16 protein-coding genes are annotated in these 14,820 nt (G+C 53.4%); 3 read left to right on the forward strand and 13 right to left on the reverse strand.

Annotation, left to right across the window (positions count from 1 at the left end):
- Positions 1-83 precede the first annotated feature (83 nt).
- Positions 84-800, forward strand: coding sequence for a DUF554 domain-containing protein (locus HNR75_RS12250; RefSeq protein WP_188027272.1), 717 nt, complete (start codon positions 84-86; stop codon positions 798-800).
- Positions 801-814: 14 nt separating this feature from the next.
- Here the strand turns inward: HNR75_RS12250 and HNR75_RS12255 are convergent, their stop codons facing one another.
- The 12 genes from HNR75_RS12255 to lptM all read right to left on the reverse strand — a co-directional run bounded on the left by HNR75_RS12255 (position 815) and on the right by lptM (position 13,713).
- Positions 815-2,107: a cobyrinic acid a,c-diamide synthase CobB gene (locus HNR75_RS12255; RefSeq protein WP_188027273.1), complete on the reverse strand. Its 1,293-nt coding sequence runs from the start codon at positions 2,105-2,107 to the stop codon at positions 815-817.
- A 31-nt stretch (positions 2,108-2,138) separates the two neighbouring features.
- A complete protein-coding gene (locus HNR75_RS12260) occupies positions 2,139-2,825 on the reverse strand; it encodes a GntR family transcriptional regulator (RefSeq protein WP_188027274.1) in 687 nt (228 codons plus the stop codon).
- A gap of 92 nt (positions 2,826-2,917) precedes the next feature.
- Positions 2,918-4,399, reverse strand: coding sequence for a mannitol dehydrogenase family protein (locus HNR75_RS12265; RefSeq protein WP_188027275.1), 1,482 nt, complete (start codon positions 4,397-4,399; stop codon positions 2,918-2,920).
- 14 nt (positions 4,400-4,413) lie between these two features.
- A complete protein-coding gene (locus HNR75_RS12270; protein WP_188027276.1) occupies positions 4,414-5,682 on the reverse strand; it encodes an MFS transporter in 1,269 nt (422 codons plus the stop codon).
- Positions 5,683-5,751: 69 nt separating this feature from the next.
- Positions 5,752-6,777 (reverse strand): Zn-dependent oxidoreductase, encoded by a 1,026-nt coding sequence (locus tag HNR75_RS12275; protein ID WP_223157895.1) that lies wholly within the window; start codon positions 6,775-6,777, stop codon positions 5,752-5,754.
- 11 nt (positions 6,778-6,788) lie between these two features.
- Complete coding sequence (manD, locus tag HNR75_RS12280; protein ID WP_188027277.1) at positions 6,789-8,003, reverse strand: D-mannonate dehydratase ManD; 1,215 nt, start codon at positions 8,001-8,003, stop codon at positions 6,789-6,791.
- A gap of 200 nt (positions 8,004-8,203) precedes the next feature.
- Entirely contained in the window at positions 8,204-9,694 is a 1,491-nt protein-coding gene (locus HNR75_RS12285; RefSeq protein ID WP_246358911.1) for a cobyric acid synthase, read from the reverse strand.
- A 98-nt stretch (positions 9,695-9,792) separates the two neighbouring features.
- The gene (gene xerC / locus HNR75_RS12290) at positions 9,793-10,722 is read right to left on the reverse strand and encodes a tyrosine recombinase XerC (protein WP_188027278.1); all 930 of its coding nucleotides are present in this window, start codon (positions 10,720-10,722) and stop codon (positions 9,793-9,795) included.
- Complete coding sequence (locus HNR75_RS12295) at positions 10,715-11,413, reverse strand: DUF484 family protein (protein WP_188027279.1); 699 nt, start codon at positions 11,411-11,413, stop codon at positions 10,715-10,717. The genes xerC and HNR75_RS12295 overlap by 8 nt, the downstream gene beginning before the upstream one ends.
- A complete protein-coding gene (dapF, locus tag HNR75_RS12300; RefSeq protein ID WP_188027280.1) occupies positions 11,410-12,240 on the reverse strand; it encodes a diaminopimelate epimerase in 831 nt (276 codons plus the stop codon). The genes HNR75_RS12295 and dapF overlap by 4 nt, the downstream gene beginning before the upstream one ends.
- A 15-nt stretch (positions 12,241-12,255) precedes the next feature.
- A complete protein-coding gene (gene lysA, locus HNR75_RS12305; RefSeq protein ID WP_188027281.1) occupies positions 12,256-13,506 on the reverse strand; it encodes a diaminopimelate decarboxylase in 1,251 nt (416 codons plus the stop codon).
- A 15-nt stretch (positions 13,507-13,521) separates the two neighbouring features.
- Positions 13,522-13,713, reverse strand: a complete 192-nt coding sequence (gene lptM / locus HNR75_RS12310; RefSeq protein WP_223157896.1) for an LPS translocon maturation chaperone LptM — start codon at positions 13,711-13,713, stop codon at positions 13,522-13,524.
- Between the two features lie 44 nt (positions 13,714-13,757).
- Here lptM and cyaY point away from each other — a divergent pair, with 44 nt between their 5' ends.
- The gene (gene cyaY / locus HNR75_RS12315) at positions 13,758-14,072 is read left to right on the forward strand and encodes an iron donor protein CyaY (RefSeq protein ID WP_188027282.1); all 315 of its coding nucleotides are present in this window, start codon (positions 13,758-13,760) and stop codon (positions 14,070-14,072) included.
- Positions 14,073-14,077: 5 nt separating this feature from the next.
- Positions 14,078-14,362, forward strand: coding sequence for an Rdx family protein (locus tag HNR75_RS12320; RefSeq protein WP_188027283.1), 285 nt, complete (start codon positions 14,078-14,080; stop codon positions 14,360-14,362).
- A 49-nt stretch (positions 14,363-14,411) separates the two neighbouring features.
- Here the strand turns inward: HNR75_RS12320 and HNR75_RS12325 are convergent, their stop codons facing one another.
- Positions 14,412-14,771: a hypothetical protein gene (locus HNR75_RS12325; protein WP_188027284.1), complete on the reverse strand. Its 360-nt coding sequence runs from the start codon at positions 14,769-14,771 to the stop codon at positions 14,412-14,414.
- Between the last annotated feature and the right edge of the window lie 49 nt (positions 14,772-14,820).

Consider the following 14,820-nt stretch of genomic DNA (forward strand, 5'->3'; position numbering starts at 1 on the left):
CATCACAGTATGTCTGCACATTCCGACATCTCTGCCATTCCGCGATAACGAATGCATTCAGTAACCAGACTCTTGGAGGATTTATGCTGGGTCCTTGGATCAACAGCGGCGCATTATTATTAGGCGGCGCTTTAGGCACGCTGCTGGGCAAAGTCATCCCGAAACGGGTCAGAGAAGCCCTGCCACTCAGCTGTGGCCTCATGTCGATCGGGATCGGTACGATCATGCTGAACAAGGTGCAGACGATTCCGCCGGTTGCGATGGCGCTGCTCGCCGGCGCGTTCCTTGGTGAATTGCTCTATCTGGAAAAACGACTGGAAACCGGCATTAACTGGATACAGGAACGCATCACAAGCCGTACGCAAAGCGCGGGCGCCAAACCCCTGCCGCAAGGATTCATTCTGAAATTCGTCACCATTCTGGTGCTGTTCTGCATCAGTGGCATGGGGATTTTTGGTTCCATGCAGGAAGGGATCAGCGGCGATGCCACCGTGCTTATCACCAAATCGATCCTCGACCTGTTCACCGCCACTATTTTTGCCACCGAGCTGGGGCTGGCAGTGATACTGATTGCCATCCCGCAAATTGTCATTCAAAGCACGCTGTTCTTCGCTGCAGTGCTGTTGCTGCCGCTGCTCACCCCCACCATGCAGGCCGACTTCTCAGCCTGTGGCGGTATCGTGATGCTGGCCACCGGCCTGCGCATCTGCGGCATCAAAATCTTCCCGATCGTCAACATGCTGCCGGCACTCATCCTGGTAATGCCGCTCTCCGCACTGTGGGCGCATTTTGTGGGATGAATGCCTGACAGTTACTACGGCTTAAACCACGCCAGGCACGCTTCCGGCTGATCACCTAAATACCAGTGCACATAGGAGGCCAGCAGACGGCCCTGCTGATAAACCGGCTCTGGCTGGCCATGTACCGGATGCTGCGCTTCCAGTGTGGTTTCAGCGCGGATCTGGCAGCTGGAGAAATGAAAGGTATGGCCCCGCACCTCACCAAACGGGAACGACGCAGAAAGTACGCCCAGTCCGGAAAGACGGGGCTCCATCAACGCCTCGCCGGGTAATACCCCCAGCAGATCGCGCCGGTGGCCCTCTTTGTTGGTCAGGCCGTTCAGCAGATAGAGCATGCCGCCACACTCGGCTACGGTCGGCTTATCCGCCTGCACATGGCTACGGATGGCATGCAGCATGCTCTGGTTATCCGCCAGTTCATCCAGATACAGCTCCGGATAGCCACCCGGCAGATACAGCGCATCGGCTTCCGGCATAGTCTGATCGGAAATGGGGGAAAAAAAACGCAATTGTGCGCCCATCTGCTGCAATAACTGCAGATTATCGCGGTAAATGAAACTGAAGGCCGCATCCCGGGCCACGGCAATGGTGACGCCGTTTAATCCGTCATTCCACGTCTTATTGCTGATCGGGTAGCTGAATTCACTGGCGGGAGGTAGCAGTAATGCACCATGGCTCGCCAGCTGTTCCGCCGCCAGATCGAGGCGCTGGTCCAGATCGGGCAACTCCGCTGCCTGCACCAGTCCGAGATGCCGTTCCGGCAGCGTGATCGAGTCATTTGACGGCATATAACCGCAGAAATGGATGCCTTCCGGTAGACTTTGCTGCAGATAACGGGCATGGCCGGCACTGTTGACGCGGTTAGCAACCACCCCGAAGACGTTCAGCCCCGGCTGATAGCTGGCCAGCCCATACACCAGCGCGCCGAAGGTCTGCGCCATCGCGGAACCATCGACCACCAGCAACAGCGGAATAGCAAACAGGCGGGCAATATCTGCTGAGCTGGTATGGCCGTCATACAGCCCCATCACCCCTTCAATCAGGATGAGATCGGCTTCCTGCGCCGCCTCCGCCAGACGACGCCGGCAGTTATCCTCGCCCATCATCCACAGATCCAGCTGATGTACCGGCGCACCGGATGCTTGTTCCAGCAACATGGGATCGAGAAAATCCGGCCCGGTTTTAAACACCCGGACTTTTTTGCCCTGTTGCGTCCAGTAACGCGCTAACGCGGCGGTAACGGTAGTTTTACCGCTGTGACTGGATGGCGCACTGACCAGCAGCGCCGGACAGGATTTAGTGTGCATGCTGAGGTTCCCACTGCTGAGGAGTTTTTTATTATACGTCCTCAAACCACTCCTGGTGGCTTTCAGCTATCGGTTTCACAGAATAAATCATCTCTTCCAGATGTTGCTGTATCGCATTTTCAGCAGCGTCAGGATCTCGTTGCTGCAGCGCCTCCAGGATCCGGTAATGTTGCACAATCAGCTCTTTAGGCGGCGACACTTCGCTGAGCGTCAGATAGCGGACCCGGTCCATCACCGCTTTAATATTTTCGATGGTTTCCCACGCCAGTTCACAGCCGGCAATCACCGTCAGCTGGTGATGAAACTCATCATCCAGCATTAAAAACTCCGCACTCTGATTGTTCTCGGCCGCCAGTGCCTGCCGTTTCAGATTGTGTTCCAGCATCAGCAGCTGAGCATCGGTCACCTGCTCCGCCGCTTTACGGATAATGCTGCTTTCAATGGCTTCACGAATGAAGCGTCCATCGGCGACACGTTTCTCCGAAATCTTACACACGAAGGTGCCCCGTTGCGGCAGAATTCTGACCAGCCCGTTTTCGGCCAGCTTGATGAATGCCTCCCGAACCGGTTGCCGGGAAACATTGAATTGCGAGGAAATTTCCTTTTCCGACAGCAGCGTCCCCGGCGGGATACTGCATTCCACGATACTGGCTCTTAACACCCGGTAAATCTGCTGATTCACCGGAATGGCATTGTTCAGAATTAATTTATCATTCATAGGGATATACGGTAGAAAAGCATTCCTACCATACTAGCATGAGTAAAATAGAAAAATTAACAGGAAGGTGGTGTCCCTTCCTGTTAACAGGGTTACGCGTAGCGGGTGACTAAATCATTCACTGCGGCTTTCGCGCCTTTTTCCAGAAGCGTCAGATAGGCAGCCGTGAGCTGGCTGACAAACTGCGAGTTAGCTCTCAGGTCTTCACCGAAAATCGAGGTTATCGACAGCAGGGCCTGAACCCGGGCCTCGCCTTCCGCGCTGGCAGCGACCACCTGGGCGATTTCGTCACGGATTGGATCGCTGATCTCGATCGCTTCTCCTTTCTCATCGACGCCTTTGACATAACGCATCCACCCAGCCACACCCAGCGTGAGAAAATCGTAGCTGTGCCCGTGATTGATATGCCAGCGGATAGAGTCCAGCATCCGCTGTGGCAGCTTCTGACTGCCATCCATCGCGATCTGCCATGTCCGGTGTTTCAGTTCCGGATTTTCATAGCGGTGTACCAGCGAATCGGCATAGGCGCTCAGATCAACATCGGTCACCGATAGCGTAGGCGCCTGCTCTTCCAGCATCAGCAGACGCGCGGCGGAGGCAAACGATTTATCCTGCATACAGTCACAGATGTGCGGATAACCGGCTAAATAGCCCAGATAGGCCAGAAACGAATGGCTGCCATTCAGCATGCGCAGTTTCATCTCTTCATAAGGCAGTACATTCTTAACCAGCTGTGCCCCGACCTTTTCCCATTCCGGACGGCCAGCCACAAAATCATCTTCAATCACCCATTGGCGGAACGGTTCACAAGCAATCGAGACCGGATCATGAAAGCCCAGCAGCTGATCGATTTTACCGAATGATTCCGCGGTCATTGCTGGCACAATCCGATCCACCATCGTGGAAGGGAAAGACACGTGCTGCTTGATCCAGCCAGCCAGTTCAGCATCGACCTGTCCTGCATATTCAAGTACCACATGACGCATGACATGGCCATTTTCCGGCATGTTATCGCAGGACATTACGCTGATTCCGCGCATCCCTTTGTCTTTACGCTGTTTCAGCGCGAGAACAATTACCCCGACGGCTGATTGCGGTGCGTCTGGATTATTCAGATCACGCACGATTAACGGATGCTGCAAATTCAAATGGCCGGTAGCCGGATTATGACAATAGCCTTTCTCGGTAATGGTCAGGGATACAATGGCGACATCCTCTTTGCACAATTCAGCAACCACGGCATTCATCCCATCCATATACGCATGCAGGGCTTTTTTCACGACACCGACAACCCGGGTATTCCAGCCGGTAGGCGACATTTCAGCCACGCAATACAGATTGTCCTGTGCATGCAGATCACTGATTTGTTTTTCCCCGCCAATCAGGTTGATCTCACAATATCCCCAATCGCTGTTATATTGTGCTGCCAGCTGGTCTGCATATACCGCCTGATGGGCACGATGAAAGGCACCGAAACCAATATGGACAATTTTTGTCTTTAGGTTATTGCGGTCATAATCGGGTTTAATTATTTCTTTGGGTAATAACGCTAAAAATTCATTCAATTTTTTCATTTTTTAAATCTCTATTAAACCGCATTAATTAATACAGACTCGTTATTCTTTTCTTTGATTACCGTGAACACCAATCCGGCACCAATCGCGGCGATAACACCCGCCAGAATAAAGGCACTATCAAACTTCCCGGTATTTTGCACAATAAAGCCGGTGATGATCGGACCAATAATTCCTGAAATACTGCCAATCAGATGAATAAAGCCACTGACACTGCCCACTTTCGCTTTATGCACGATATCCTGAATGATTGCCCAATAAATAGAGCCGGTCAGATACAGGAAGAAAATAGAAACCGACATTAAGGCCACCGCAGGAACAACACTGGATACCGTACCGGCAAAACCAACACAGATAGCCGCAGCCAATAAGCAGGTCACCAGTACAATTTTTCTTGATAACAAGACTTTACCGGTTACCTGAAGAATTTTATCCGATACAAAACCACCAATAGCCAGGCCGACAAATCCCACTACCCACGGAATAATGGTCGTTAAGCTCATTTCCTTGATATTCAGGCCGTGTGCCTGCACCAGATAGGATGGGAACCAGCTCAGGAAGAAAAACAGGATGTAGTTGTAACAGAAGAAAGCAAACGCAGTGACCAGAATGACCGGCTGTTTCAGATAATGCATCAGGCCCAGCTTGGCATCTTCATCAGTAAAACCGGAAACGCTGGCAACACTGTTTTCAATGACGGCAGAAGACTTATCCATTTCCTTCGCGGTATTGGCGACCGAAAAGAACCAGATCCCCATCCATACCAGACCGATACAGCAGATAATCACGAACGCCAGGCGCCAGCCAAAAGCCAATGCCAGATAACCCACAATCGGACCCGCAACCGCGCCCCCCAATGGTGAACCCGCGCTCAGAATCCCCATCGCAGTGGCTGCTTCTTTTTTCGGAAACCAGCCGTTGATCATTTTATTGGCGGAGGAGCAAATCGGACCCTCTGCCATACCAAACAGGACACGTAACACCAGTAACGACATGAATCCTGTAGCAATTGAGGTTAAGCCGCAGAAAATAGACCACATCCCAACTGCCACGCCAAGCACAATTTTAGGGCCGAATTTATCAACGGCCAGACCGCCGACAAAATTGAACAGCGCATACCCAAAAAAGAAACTGCCGAATATAACACCGAACTGTTCCGCATTTAATGCTAAATCTTTTTCAATCATCGGAACTGTGATCGATAACGCGACACGATCTAAATAGTTAACCATGTAAACGAGAAATAGCAAAAAGACTATTACCCACTTATAGTTTTTGGACATAAGTGCCTCACTTTAATTTTATGTAGAAGATTAAAGTTGCGGGTTTGCCCCGCAACTCATTACATTCGCTTACTTACTTATTTCCAAAAGAACCTTACAGCAGTTTTTCTGGTCTTTTTCAAATACAGCTAATGCAGTTTCCACTTCATTAATTGAAAATTTATGAGTAATTAAAGCGTCAGGGTTTATTTTTTGGTTATTTAACCATGAAATAACCAAAGGAAATTTATTACTGTTTAATCTTGAGCTGAAAATGGTTAATTCTTTACTGGTAATTGCCTGTTGCGTAATGGTGCAGGGTTCAGATGAGAAACCCATGATGCCAATTCGCCCAGCTGGCGATATTAATCTGGTTGCCTCATCCAGAATGCTCGGGTGACAGGCCGCATCAATAATCAGAGTTGGCAAAATACCCTGGGCAGATAAGGTATCTTTCAGCGGCTGATGCGTGTTATCAATCAGGACATCCGCACCACACGCTTTGGCCATCGCCAACCGTTCCGGAATACGGTCAGCCACGATCACCTGTTTGACCTGATACACGTTTTTCAGCGCCTGGATCGTGGTTAAACCCATCGGCCCCGCACCATATACCAGGGCCGTATCCAGTGATGTTGGTTTTAACTGCTCACAGATATTGGCCGCTATAGTGAACGGTTCAATCATGACCGCCATTTCATCGGTGATATGATCGGCAATCTCATGGGCGTTACCGGCTGGCACACAAGTAGACTCGCTGAAACCGCCATCCCGGTGCACACCCAGGACGGTCAGTTCCTTACAGACATTCGGTCTGCCGATCTGGCAAGGGTAGCAGTGACCGCAACTGATAACCGGATCAACAGAAACGCGCTTGCCCAGTTTATCCGCCGACACACCCTCGCCAACCGCATCGATGACACCGAAAAATTCATGACCGATCACGCGCGGGTATTTGGCAAACGGATTATGCCCACGGTAAATATGCACATCCGAACCGCAGATACCGGCCAGCTGCACTTTGACCCGGACTTCACCCGCTAATGGCTGAGCAACCTCATGTTCATCAATCACCAACTGGCCCGGTTCTTTAATAACAACACTTTTGATTTTCATGTTAAGGCTCCTTACCAGTTCCAGAGAGTGCCATCTTCAAGACGTGCCACCGGCAGGTAAGCAGGGTCGTAAGGATATTTGGCCGCCAGTTTTTCATCAAACTCGATACCCAGACCCGGTTTATCGCCCGGATGCATATAACCGTCTTCAAACGTCCAGTTATGCGGGAAGACTTCCAGCATCTGTTCGGAATAACCCATGTATTCCTGAACACCGAAGTTAGGCACCCAGAGGTCGAAGTTCAGCGCCGCCGCCATACAGACCGGTGATAAATCCGAAGGACCGTGCGAACCGGTACGAACCTGATACAGGCTGGCAAAATCAGCAATCCGGCGCATACCAGAGATACCGCCGGCATGGGTGATGGTGGTGCGAATGTAATCAATCAACTGTTCTTCGATCAGCTGTTTGCAATCCCAGATACTGTTAAAGACTTCGCCTACCGCAATCGGCGTCACAGTGTGCTGACGGATCAGTCGGAAACATTCCTGATTTTCAGCCGGCGTCGGATCTTCCATCCAGAACAGACGGTAGTCTTCCACGCTCTTGCCAAAACGCGCCGCTTCAATCGGGGTTAGGCGGTGATGCATGTCATGCAAAAGATGCTCATCAAAACCAAATTCCTGACGAACCCGATCAAACACCTTCGGCATGAAATCCAGATATTTTTCGGTGGACCAGATCTGCTCTTCCGGCCAGTTACCTTTGGTGGCCGGTTCATAGGCCAGGCCTTTACCCTTGGTTACGCCATACGAGGTTTTCATGCCAGGAACCGCGCTCTGCACACGAATCGCCTTGAATCCCATCTCTTTGTGTCTGGCATAGTCATCGATGACTTCATCGACCGTATGGCCGGTGGTATGGCAATACACCATGACCCCGGAACGGGAGGCACCACCCAGCAATTGATAAAGCGGCAAGCCGGTCACTTTGCCTTTGATATCCCACAGCGCCATGTCTACGGCAGAGATAGCCGACATGGTCACCGGGCCTCGGCGCCAGTAAGCGCCTTTATAGAAAAACTGCCAGATATCTTCGATTTGGTGAGCATCGCGACCAATCAGCTGCGGGCAAAGGTGATCCTTCAGATAAGAAGCTACCGATAATTCACGACCATTCAGCGTCGCATCACCTAAGCCATACACACCTTCATCGGTCGTAATTTTTAAGGTAACGAAATTACGACCGGGACAAGTTACAAAAACTTCTGCATTAACGATTTTCATTGTGTTTTCACCTTGAGTTAAACCACTACACCGCGAACGAGGTTAAAACTAGATCTAACACAACTACCATACAAGTATGATAATCAGAAAATCACATCCCGATCACAAATTCAGGGCAAAGAAAAAGCAACCGGGTGTGAACGGCATGAAGGAATGCAAGAAGCCGTGTTCGAGTAAACACGGCAGAAAACAGAGGAGAATTAACGTTTCCTGTCAGTTCCCCACCGTTCCAGAAGGCTAAAAAGCTTATCCATATTCAGATGATCGGCCAGACAATCTGCCAGTCGGTTGATGCCGTCTTCACGTAGTTGCTGCATATCCGGGGCCGTCTGTGCCTGCAGGCCGGCCCACTGCAGCAGCACATTGCAGGCTGCCGGCTCATCAAACAAGCCATGCAGGTAGGTGCCGAAAATCAGATCATCGTCGGAAAGAAGTCCGTCCGCGAGCATGGCTTGTCCATCGTGCAGGTGCAGCGGTTGCCGGGCCCCGGACGGGATCGCCGTCACCCCGGCATGAATTTCATACCCGATCACAGGAACGGTTTCACCCTCCAGTATCAGGGAGCCGGTGACCCGGCGCAGCTGTTTTTCCGGTGCCAGTGTGGTCGTGATCGGCAGTAGACAGAGCCCGGACATACTGCCGGCCTCACCTTCCAGACCCAGCGGATCGTGCAGCATCTCACCCAGCATCTGATAACCGCCGCAGATCCCGATCAGCTTGCCGCCAAAGCGCAGGTGCCGGGCAATCGCCTTGTCCCAGCCCTGCTCGCGCAGGAAACGCAGATCACCCTGTACCGATTTGGAGCCAGGCAAAATGATCAGATCCGCCGGCGGCAGTGGCTGATTCGGCGGTACCATGACGAGATCGACATCCGGATGCAGCCGCAATACATCAAAATCGGTGTGATTGCTGATGCGCGGGAAACAGGGCACCACCACGCGGAATTTACCGCGATCGCTCTGTTGCACGGCAATGGCATCTTCCTGTTCCAGATACAGGCCATGCAGGTAAGGCAGCACACCCAGCACCGGCTTGCCGGTGGTTTGCTCCAGCCAGTCGAGACCTCCCTGCAACAGCGTGATATCGCCGCGAAAGCGGTTGATCACAAAGCCGATGACGCGGTTCTGTTCGCTTTCCGACAGCAGCGCCAGCGTGCCGTAGAGATGGGCAAACACACCGCCACGATCGATATCGGCAATAATGATGACCGGACAATCCGCCTCTTCGGCAAAACCCATATTGGCAATGTCACGATCACGCAGGTTGATTTCCGCCGGACTGCCCGCGCCTTCGATAATCACCGCCTGATAGTGCGCCTGCAGATGACGATACGATGCCATCACCGCACCCATCACCCGGGGTTTGTATTCGTGATAGGCGCAGGCGTCCATATCCGCCAGTGCCTTGCCCTGTACGATCACCTGTGCACCGATATCGGTATTCGGCTTCAGCAACACCGGATTCATGTGTACCGACGGCTCCAGCCCGCACGCCTGTGCCTGCACCGCCTGTGCGCGGCCAATTTCACCGCCGTCCACCGTGACCGCACTGTTCAGTGCCATGTTCTGCGATTTGAACGGCGCCACCGCCCAGCCCTGCCGTTTCAGCAGACGGCACAGCCCCGCCACCAGCGTGCTTTTACCGGCATCGGATGTGGTGCCCTGCACCATGAGAGAGAATTGTTTTAGCAACTTGTGAAGATCCTGACAGGTCTTTTATTCAAAAGAGATGTGCCATCTTAAGCCGGTTTGGAAATGATTAACACGCGCAATCCATGTGCCTAAACTGACTACTCTTCCTCTTCCGGCCTGAGCTTTTTACGTTTGGAGCGCGGATGTGTCTGGTCATACACGGCCGCCAGATGCTGAAAATCGAGGTGGGTATAGATTTGTGTGGTCGCCAGATTGGCGTGACCCAGCAGCTCCTGCACCGCACGCAGATCGCCGGAGGATTCCAGCATATGCGTGGCGAAACTGTGGCGCAGTTTATGCGGATGCACATGGCTGTTTAGCGTCTGTTTCTGCCCCCACTGCTCAATGCGGATCTCTACCATCCGGGCGGTAATGCGCCGTTTACGGCTGCTGAGAAACAGCGCCGGTTCACCTTCGCTCTGGTAGGCCACTCTGACGGTCAGCCATTTTTCCAGCCACTCCAGCGCCAGCCGTCCTACCGGCAGAATGCGCTCTTTGTTGCCTTTCCCGATCACCCGTACCTGACGGCTGGTCATGTCCAGATCCGCCAAATCCAAGGCCACCAGCTCGGATAGACGCATACCGGTGGAATAGAACAGCTCCATGATGGCGCGATCGCGCACCGCCAGCGGATCCGACTCATCGGTGATATTCAGCAGCTGATGTACCTGATCGACATCGAGATTTTTCGGCAACGGCCGCCCGAGCTTGGGCAACACCACGCCCCGCGCCGGATTCGCGGTCAGCAGACCACGGATCACCAGCCAGTCGGCAAAACTGCGCAGTGCCGACATTTTGGTACTGATGGTACGCGGCGAGGTCTCTTTGTATTTACGCAGGGTATGTGCCCATTGCCGCACCAGCGGCGCATCCAGCTCTTCCCAGTGCCGGATCTGCTTTTCCTGCAGCCATTCAATCAACGCCTGCAGATGACGCTGATAATTGCTGAGTGTATGCGCGCTCAGCTGCCGCTCGACGCGCAGATACTCCAGCCAGGTGTGCAACACCGTCGCGAGAGAGTCACTCACAGGAACGGGCCAAGGTGGGCAACAGCAGGGTCACGAAGCGGCCTAACTGCTCCAGCAGCAGACTGTCCATGCCCGGCTGATAATGATGTGGGTTGGCATGGCCAAACGCCAGAAAACCCCATTCGCCGTATTCCCCGAGCCGCAGCAGCGCCATCGAGTGCACCAGCGAGCCCTGGCCGAAAATCAGCTCACGATCGCAGTCGCTGACCCGGCCAAAATAGACCAGCTGATCAGCCATCGGATACAGGCACAGGCGCTGAAACAGCGGGAACTCCATCTCATACGGCTTGTCAAAACGTTTGGCCTTGACCCGCGCCTGATTCACCCACAGCGCACAGGCCGGAATGCGCAAGCGCTCACGGAAGGTACTGTGCAGACATTTCCACAGCTGGCGCAGCGAGGTGCAGGCAAACAGCGAGGAGTAGACATCGGTATACACCCGGAAGATGAACTCGTTGCGGGTGGCATTCGCCAGCAGCTCCTGGCGTTCATCCTCCAGCTGCTGCAGACGCTCGCGCTGACGCTCCAGTTTCACCTCAAACAGTGACACCGTACCGCGCTGTTCATGGGGCACTTCTATCTCATCCAGCAGCGCTTTATGCCGCAGGAAAAAGTCCGGATGTTGCTTCAGATAATCGGCGATGCGGTTCTCTTCCAGCATCGACTCCAGTGCACCCATGTTTATACTCATAGCTCGATCTGTCCGTCAAAGACATGCTCTGCCGGGCCGGTCATGTACACCGGACTGCCGGGACCATTCCAGGCGATATAGAGCGAACCGCCGGGCAGATTAACCTTCACGCGGCCTCTGAGTTTCTCCTGCTGGATGCCAACCACGACGGCAGCGCAGGCACCGGTACCACAGGCCAGTGTCTCACCGGCACCGCGCTCATATACCCGCAGATTTATTTCGTTGGCCGATACCACTTCCATGAAACCGACATTGACCCGCTCAGGGAAGCGGTCAAACGATTCCAGTTTCGGTCCCAGGGTTTCCACCGGTGCCGTTTTCACGCTCGGCACTTCGATCACGCAGTGCGGATTGCCCATCGACACCGCGCCACACATTACCGTTTGTTCGGCAACACGCAGCAGGTAAAGCTTCTCGGCTTTCAGGGCCCGGAACGGGATCTTGGATGGTTCAAACTCCGGCACGCCCATGTTGACCGTGACCTGATCGTTATCTTCCAGTTGCAGCACAATGCGGCCACTGACCGTACTGACCGCAATACGGTCTTTGTTGGTCAGCCCTTTCAGACGCACAAAACGGGCAAAACAGCGCGCCCCGTTACCGCACTGCTGCACTTCCGAACCATCGGCATTAAAAATACGATAGTGGAAGTCGAGATCAGGATCATACGGCGGTTCAACCAGCAGCAGCTGGTCAAACCCGATACCAAAATGACGATCACCGAGGCGTTTCAGCGTTTCCGCATTAAAAAACACCTTCTGCGTGACGCCATCAACCACCACAAAGTCATTTCCCAGACCGTGCATTTTGGAAAACTGGATCAACATGCAGCCTGACTCCTGTTACGGCAACAGATGTTCGAATTGCCACAGTGATGCCAGCGGTTCACGCTCACGGATCAGATGCGGCTGTTCACCGTCCACCAGCACTTCGGCCGCACGGGAACGGGCGTTATAGTTAGAGGCCATGGAGAAACCATAGGCGCCGGCAGAACGAACCGCCAGATAATCGCCCGGCGCAATCGCCAGTTCGCGATCTTTACCCAGGAAATCGCCGGTTTCACACACCGGGCCGACCACGTCGTAACGCTGCGCATCACGCGGCAAGGCACGGTTCACCGGAATGATGTTCATCCAGGCACTGTACAGTGACGGACGGATCAGATCGTTCATCGCTGCATCGACAATCGCAAAATGACGGTCTTCACCCGCTTTCAGGTATTCCACTCTGGTCGCCAGAATACCGGCATTCGCCATGATGGCGCGGCCCGGTTCAAACATCAGCGTCAGATCGCGATCCTGCAGCTTCTGTTTCAGTGCAGTTGCATATTCGCTCGGGTGTGGTGGCGTTTCATCGTTGTAATTGACGCCCAGACCACCACCGACATCCAGATGGTGGATCTTGATACCAGCGGCGGCCAGTTCATCGATCAGCGTCAGCAGCTTGTCGGCTGCTTCCAGAAACGGCGCAATTTCGGTCAGCTGCGAGCCAATATGGCAATCAACCCCGGTCACCTGCAGATGCGGCAGGCTGGCGGCGTACTTATACACTTCCGGCGCCCGTTCAATCGGGATACCGAATTTGTTCTGTTTCAGACCGGTAGAGATATACGGATGGGTACCGGCATCGATATCCGGATTGATGCGGATCGAAATACGCGCCACTTTCCCCATGCTGCCAGCCACCTGATTCAGGCGTTCCAGTTCCGGCTCGGACTCCACGTTGAAGCAGAGAATGTCCTGCTCCAGCGCATAGCGCATTTCCGCTTCGGTCTTGCCGACACCGGAGAACACCACTTTTTTCGCGTCGCCACCGGCAGCAATGACACGCGCCAGCTCACCACCGGAAACGATGTCAAAGCCGGAGCCAAGACGCGCCAGCAGATTCAGGACCGCCAGGTTGCCATTGGCCTTTACCGCGTAGCAGATCAGGTGCGGCACTTCACCGGCCGCGGCATCGAATGCTTTCCAGTGGCGTTCAATGGTGGCCCGGGAATAGATATATAAAGGCGTGCCGTATTGGGCAACTAACCCACTGACAGCACATTGTTCGGCCAGCAGTTCGCCATCTTCTCGGTAGTTAAAATAATCCATGGCTCCATCGTTTCCTTATGATTGGGTCTGGGAGTTGTCAGTCTGATTTTGCGGCTGGGCAGTCGGCTGTTTCGCCGGTGGCTGTTGTGGCAGGTACAGCGGCCCTTTTAAGCCACAACCACTCAGCAAACCGGCCAGTAATAACGCCAAACCCACACTGTAAGTGCGCATTTTCATGATCTTGTGCGATTCGGTAATTTGGCCCACTATAATCTCACTCATCGCAGCAAATGCAAATAGGACAAGCCGTAATGAAAGACAGTGAATTTCACGCGCTGGTGGAAGGGCGCTACCAGGTGATCGAACAGGCCATCGATAATTGCGAGACCGATATCGATTGTGAGCTGAACAGTGGTGTCATGACGCTGACCTTCGTCAACGGCAGCAAAATCATTATCAACAAGCAGGAACCGCTGCATCAGATCTGGGTCGCCACCCGTGAAAACGGCTATCACTTTGACTGGAAAGACGGTCACTGGATCGATAACCGCGGTGGCCGGGAACTGATGGAACTGCTGAGCGACGCCTGCAGCAAGCAGTCCGGTGAAACCGTCACCTTAGGATAAACCATATGGACAAACCGGTTGTTGATATCTATTACTGCCGCCAGTGCAACTGGCTGCTGCGGGCCGGCTGGATGGCGCAGGAACTGCTGCATACTTTCAGCGAAGAACTGGGCAGTGTCAATTTACACCCGGATACCGGCGGCCATTTTGAAATTCTGGTCAATGGCGTCACCATCTGGGAACGCAAGGCCGATGGTGGCTTCCCGGATGTCAAAGCCCTGAAACAGCGGGTGCGCGATCAGATTGCTCCGGAGCGCGACCTGGGCCACATCGATAAAAAGACAGATTAGGTCACCAACAAAAACGGCTCCTTGAAGGAGCCGTTTCGTTTTTTGCAGATCACTCTGCTGCCGGTGCATCTTGCGGTGGCTGACCATCTTTGGGTGGTTTTTTCTTCGGATCTTTTGGCTGTTTCTGCTCATCACGTGGTGCAGGCGCCGCTTTATCGCCTTCAGGTCTGTTCATGGATTCAGAGTGTGCTCTGCCTTCCGGTGATGCCTGATTAGTCCGCTCTTCACCCGGTTTGCGGGCTTTTTTATTATCCGGAGCCGGACGATCGCATTTCTGGCCTTCCGGGCATTCCTGTCTGGCTTCATCATCAGCCGGCGCCGGACTGGCATTCGCCATTGATATACCGCAAGCAGAAACAACCGCGCTCAGACCCAGGCTCAGCAGAACTTTTTTGATACCCATACTCATTTACAACCTCATAAGTCATTTGACGTAATGCGGAGGCGATAATAATCCT

This window comes from Tolumonas osonensis, from assembly GCF_014202415.1.
GTDB lineage: Bacteria > Pseudomonadota > Gammaproteobacteria > Enterobacterales > Aeromonadaceae > Tolumonas > Tolumonas osonensis.

Coding starts and splice junctions, on each gene's coding strand:
- HNR75_RS12250 (WP_188027272.1), top strand. CDS start 84: ATGCTGGGTCCTTGGATCAACAGCGGCGCATTATTATTAGGCGGCGCT.
- HNR75_RS12255 (WP_188027273.1), bottom strand. CDS start 2,107: ATGCACACTAAATCCTGTCCGGCGCTGCTGGTCAGTGCGCCATCCAGT.
- HNR75_RS12260 (WP_188027274.1), bottom strand. CDS start 2,825: ATGAATGATAAATTAATTCTGAACAATGCCATTCCGGTGAATCAGCAG.
- HNR75_RS12265 (WP_188027275.1), bottom strand. CDS start 4,399: ATGAAAAAATTGAATGAATTTTTAGCGTTATTACCCAAAGAAATAATT.
- HNR75_RS12270 (WP_188027276.1), bottom strand. CDS start 5,682: ATGTCCAAAAACTATAAGTGGGTAATAGTCTTTTTGCTATTTCTCGTT.
- HNR75_RS12275 (WP_223157895.1), bottom strand. CDS start 6,777: ATGAAAATCAAAAGTGTTGTTATTAAAGAACCGGGCCAGTTGGTGATT.
- manD (WP_188027277.1), bottom strand. CDS start 8,003: ATGAAAATCGTTAATGCAGAAGTTTTTGTAACTTGTCCCGGTCGTAAT.
- HNR75_RS12295 (WP_188027279.1), bottom strand. CDS start 11,413: ATGAGTATAAACATGGGTGCACTGGAGTCGATGCTGGAAGAGAACCGC.
- dapF (WP_188027280.1), bottom strand. CDS start 12,240: ATGTTGATCCAGTTTTCCAAAATGCACGGTCTGGGAAATGACTTTGTG.
- lysA (WP_188027281.1), bottom strand. CDS start 13,506: ATGGATTATTTTAACTACCGAGAAGATGGCGAACTGCTGGCCGAACAA.
- cyaY (WP_188027282.1), top strand. CDS start 13,758: ATGAAAGACAGTGAATTTCACGCGCTGGTGGAAGGGCGCTACCAGGTG.
- HNR75_RS12320 (WP_188027283.1), top strand. CDS start 14,078: ATGGACAAACCGGTTGTTGATATCTATTACTGCCGCCAGTGCAACTGG.
- HNR75_RS12325 (WP_188027284.1), bottom strand. CDS start 14,771: ATGAGTATGGGTATCAAAAAAGTTCTGCTGAGCCTGGGTCTGAGCGCG.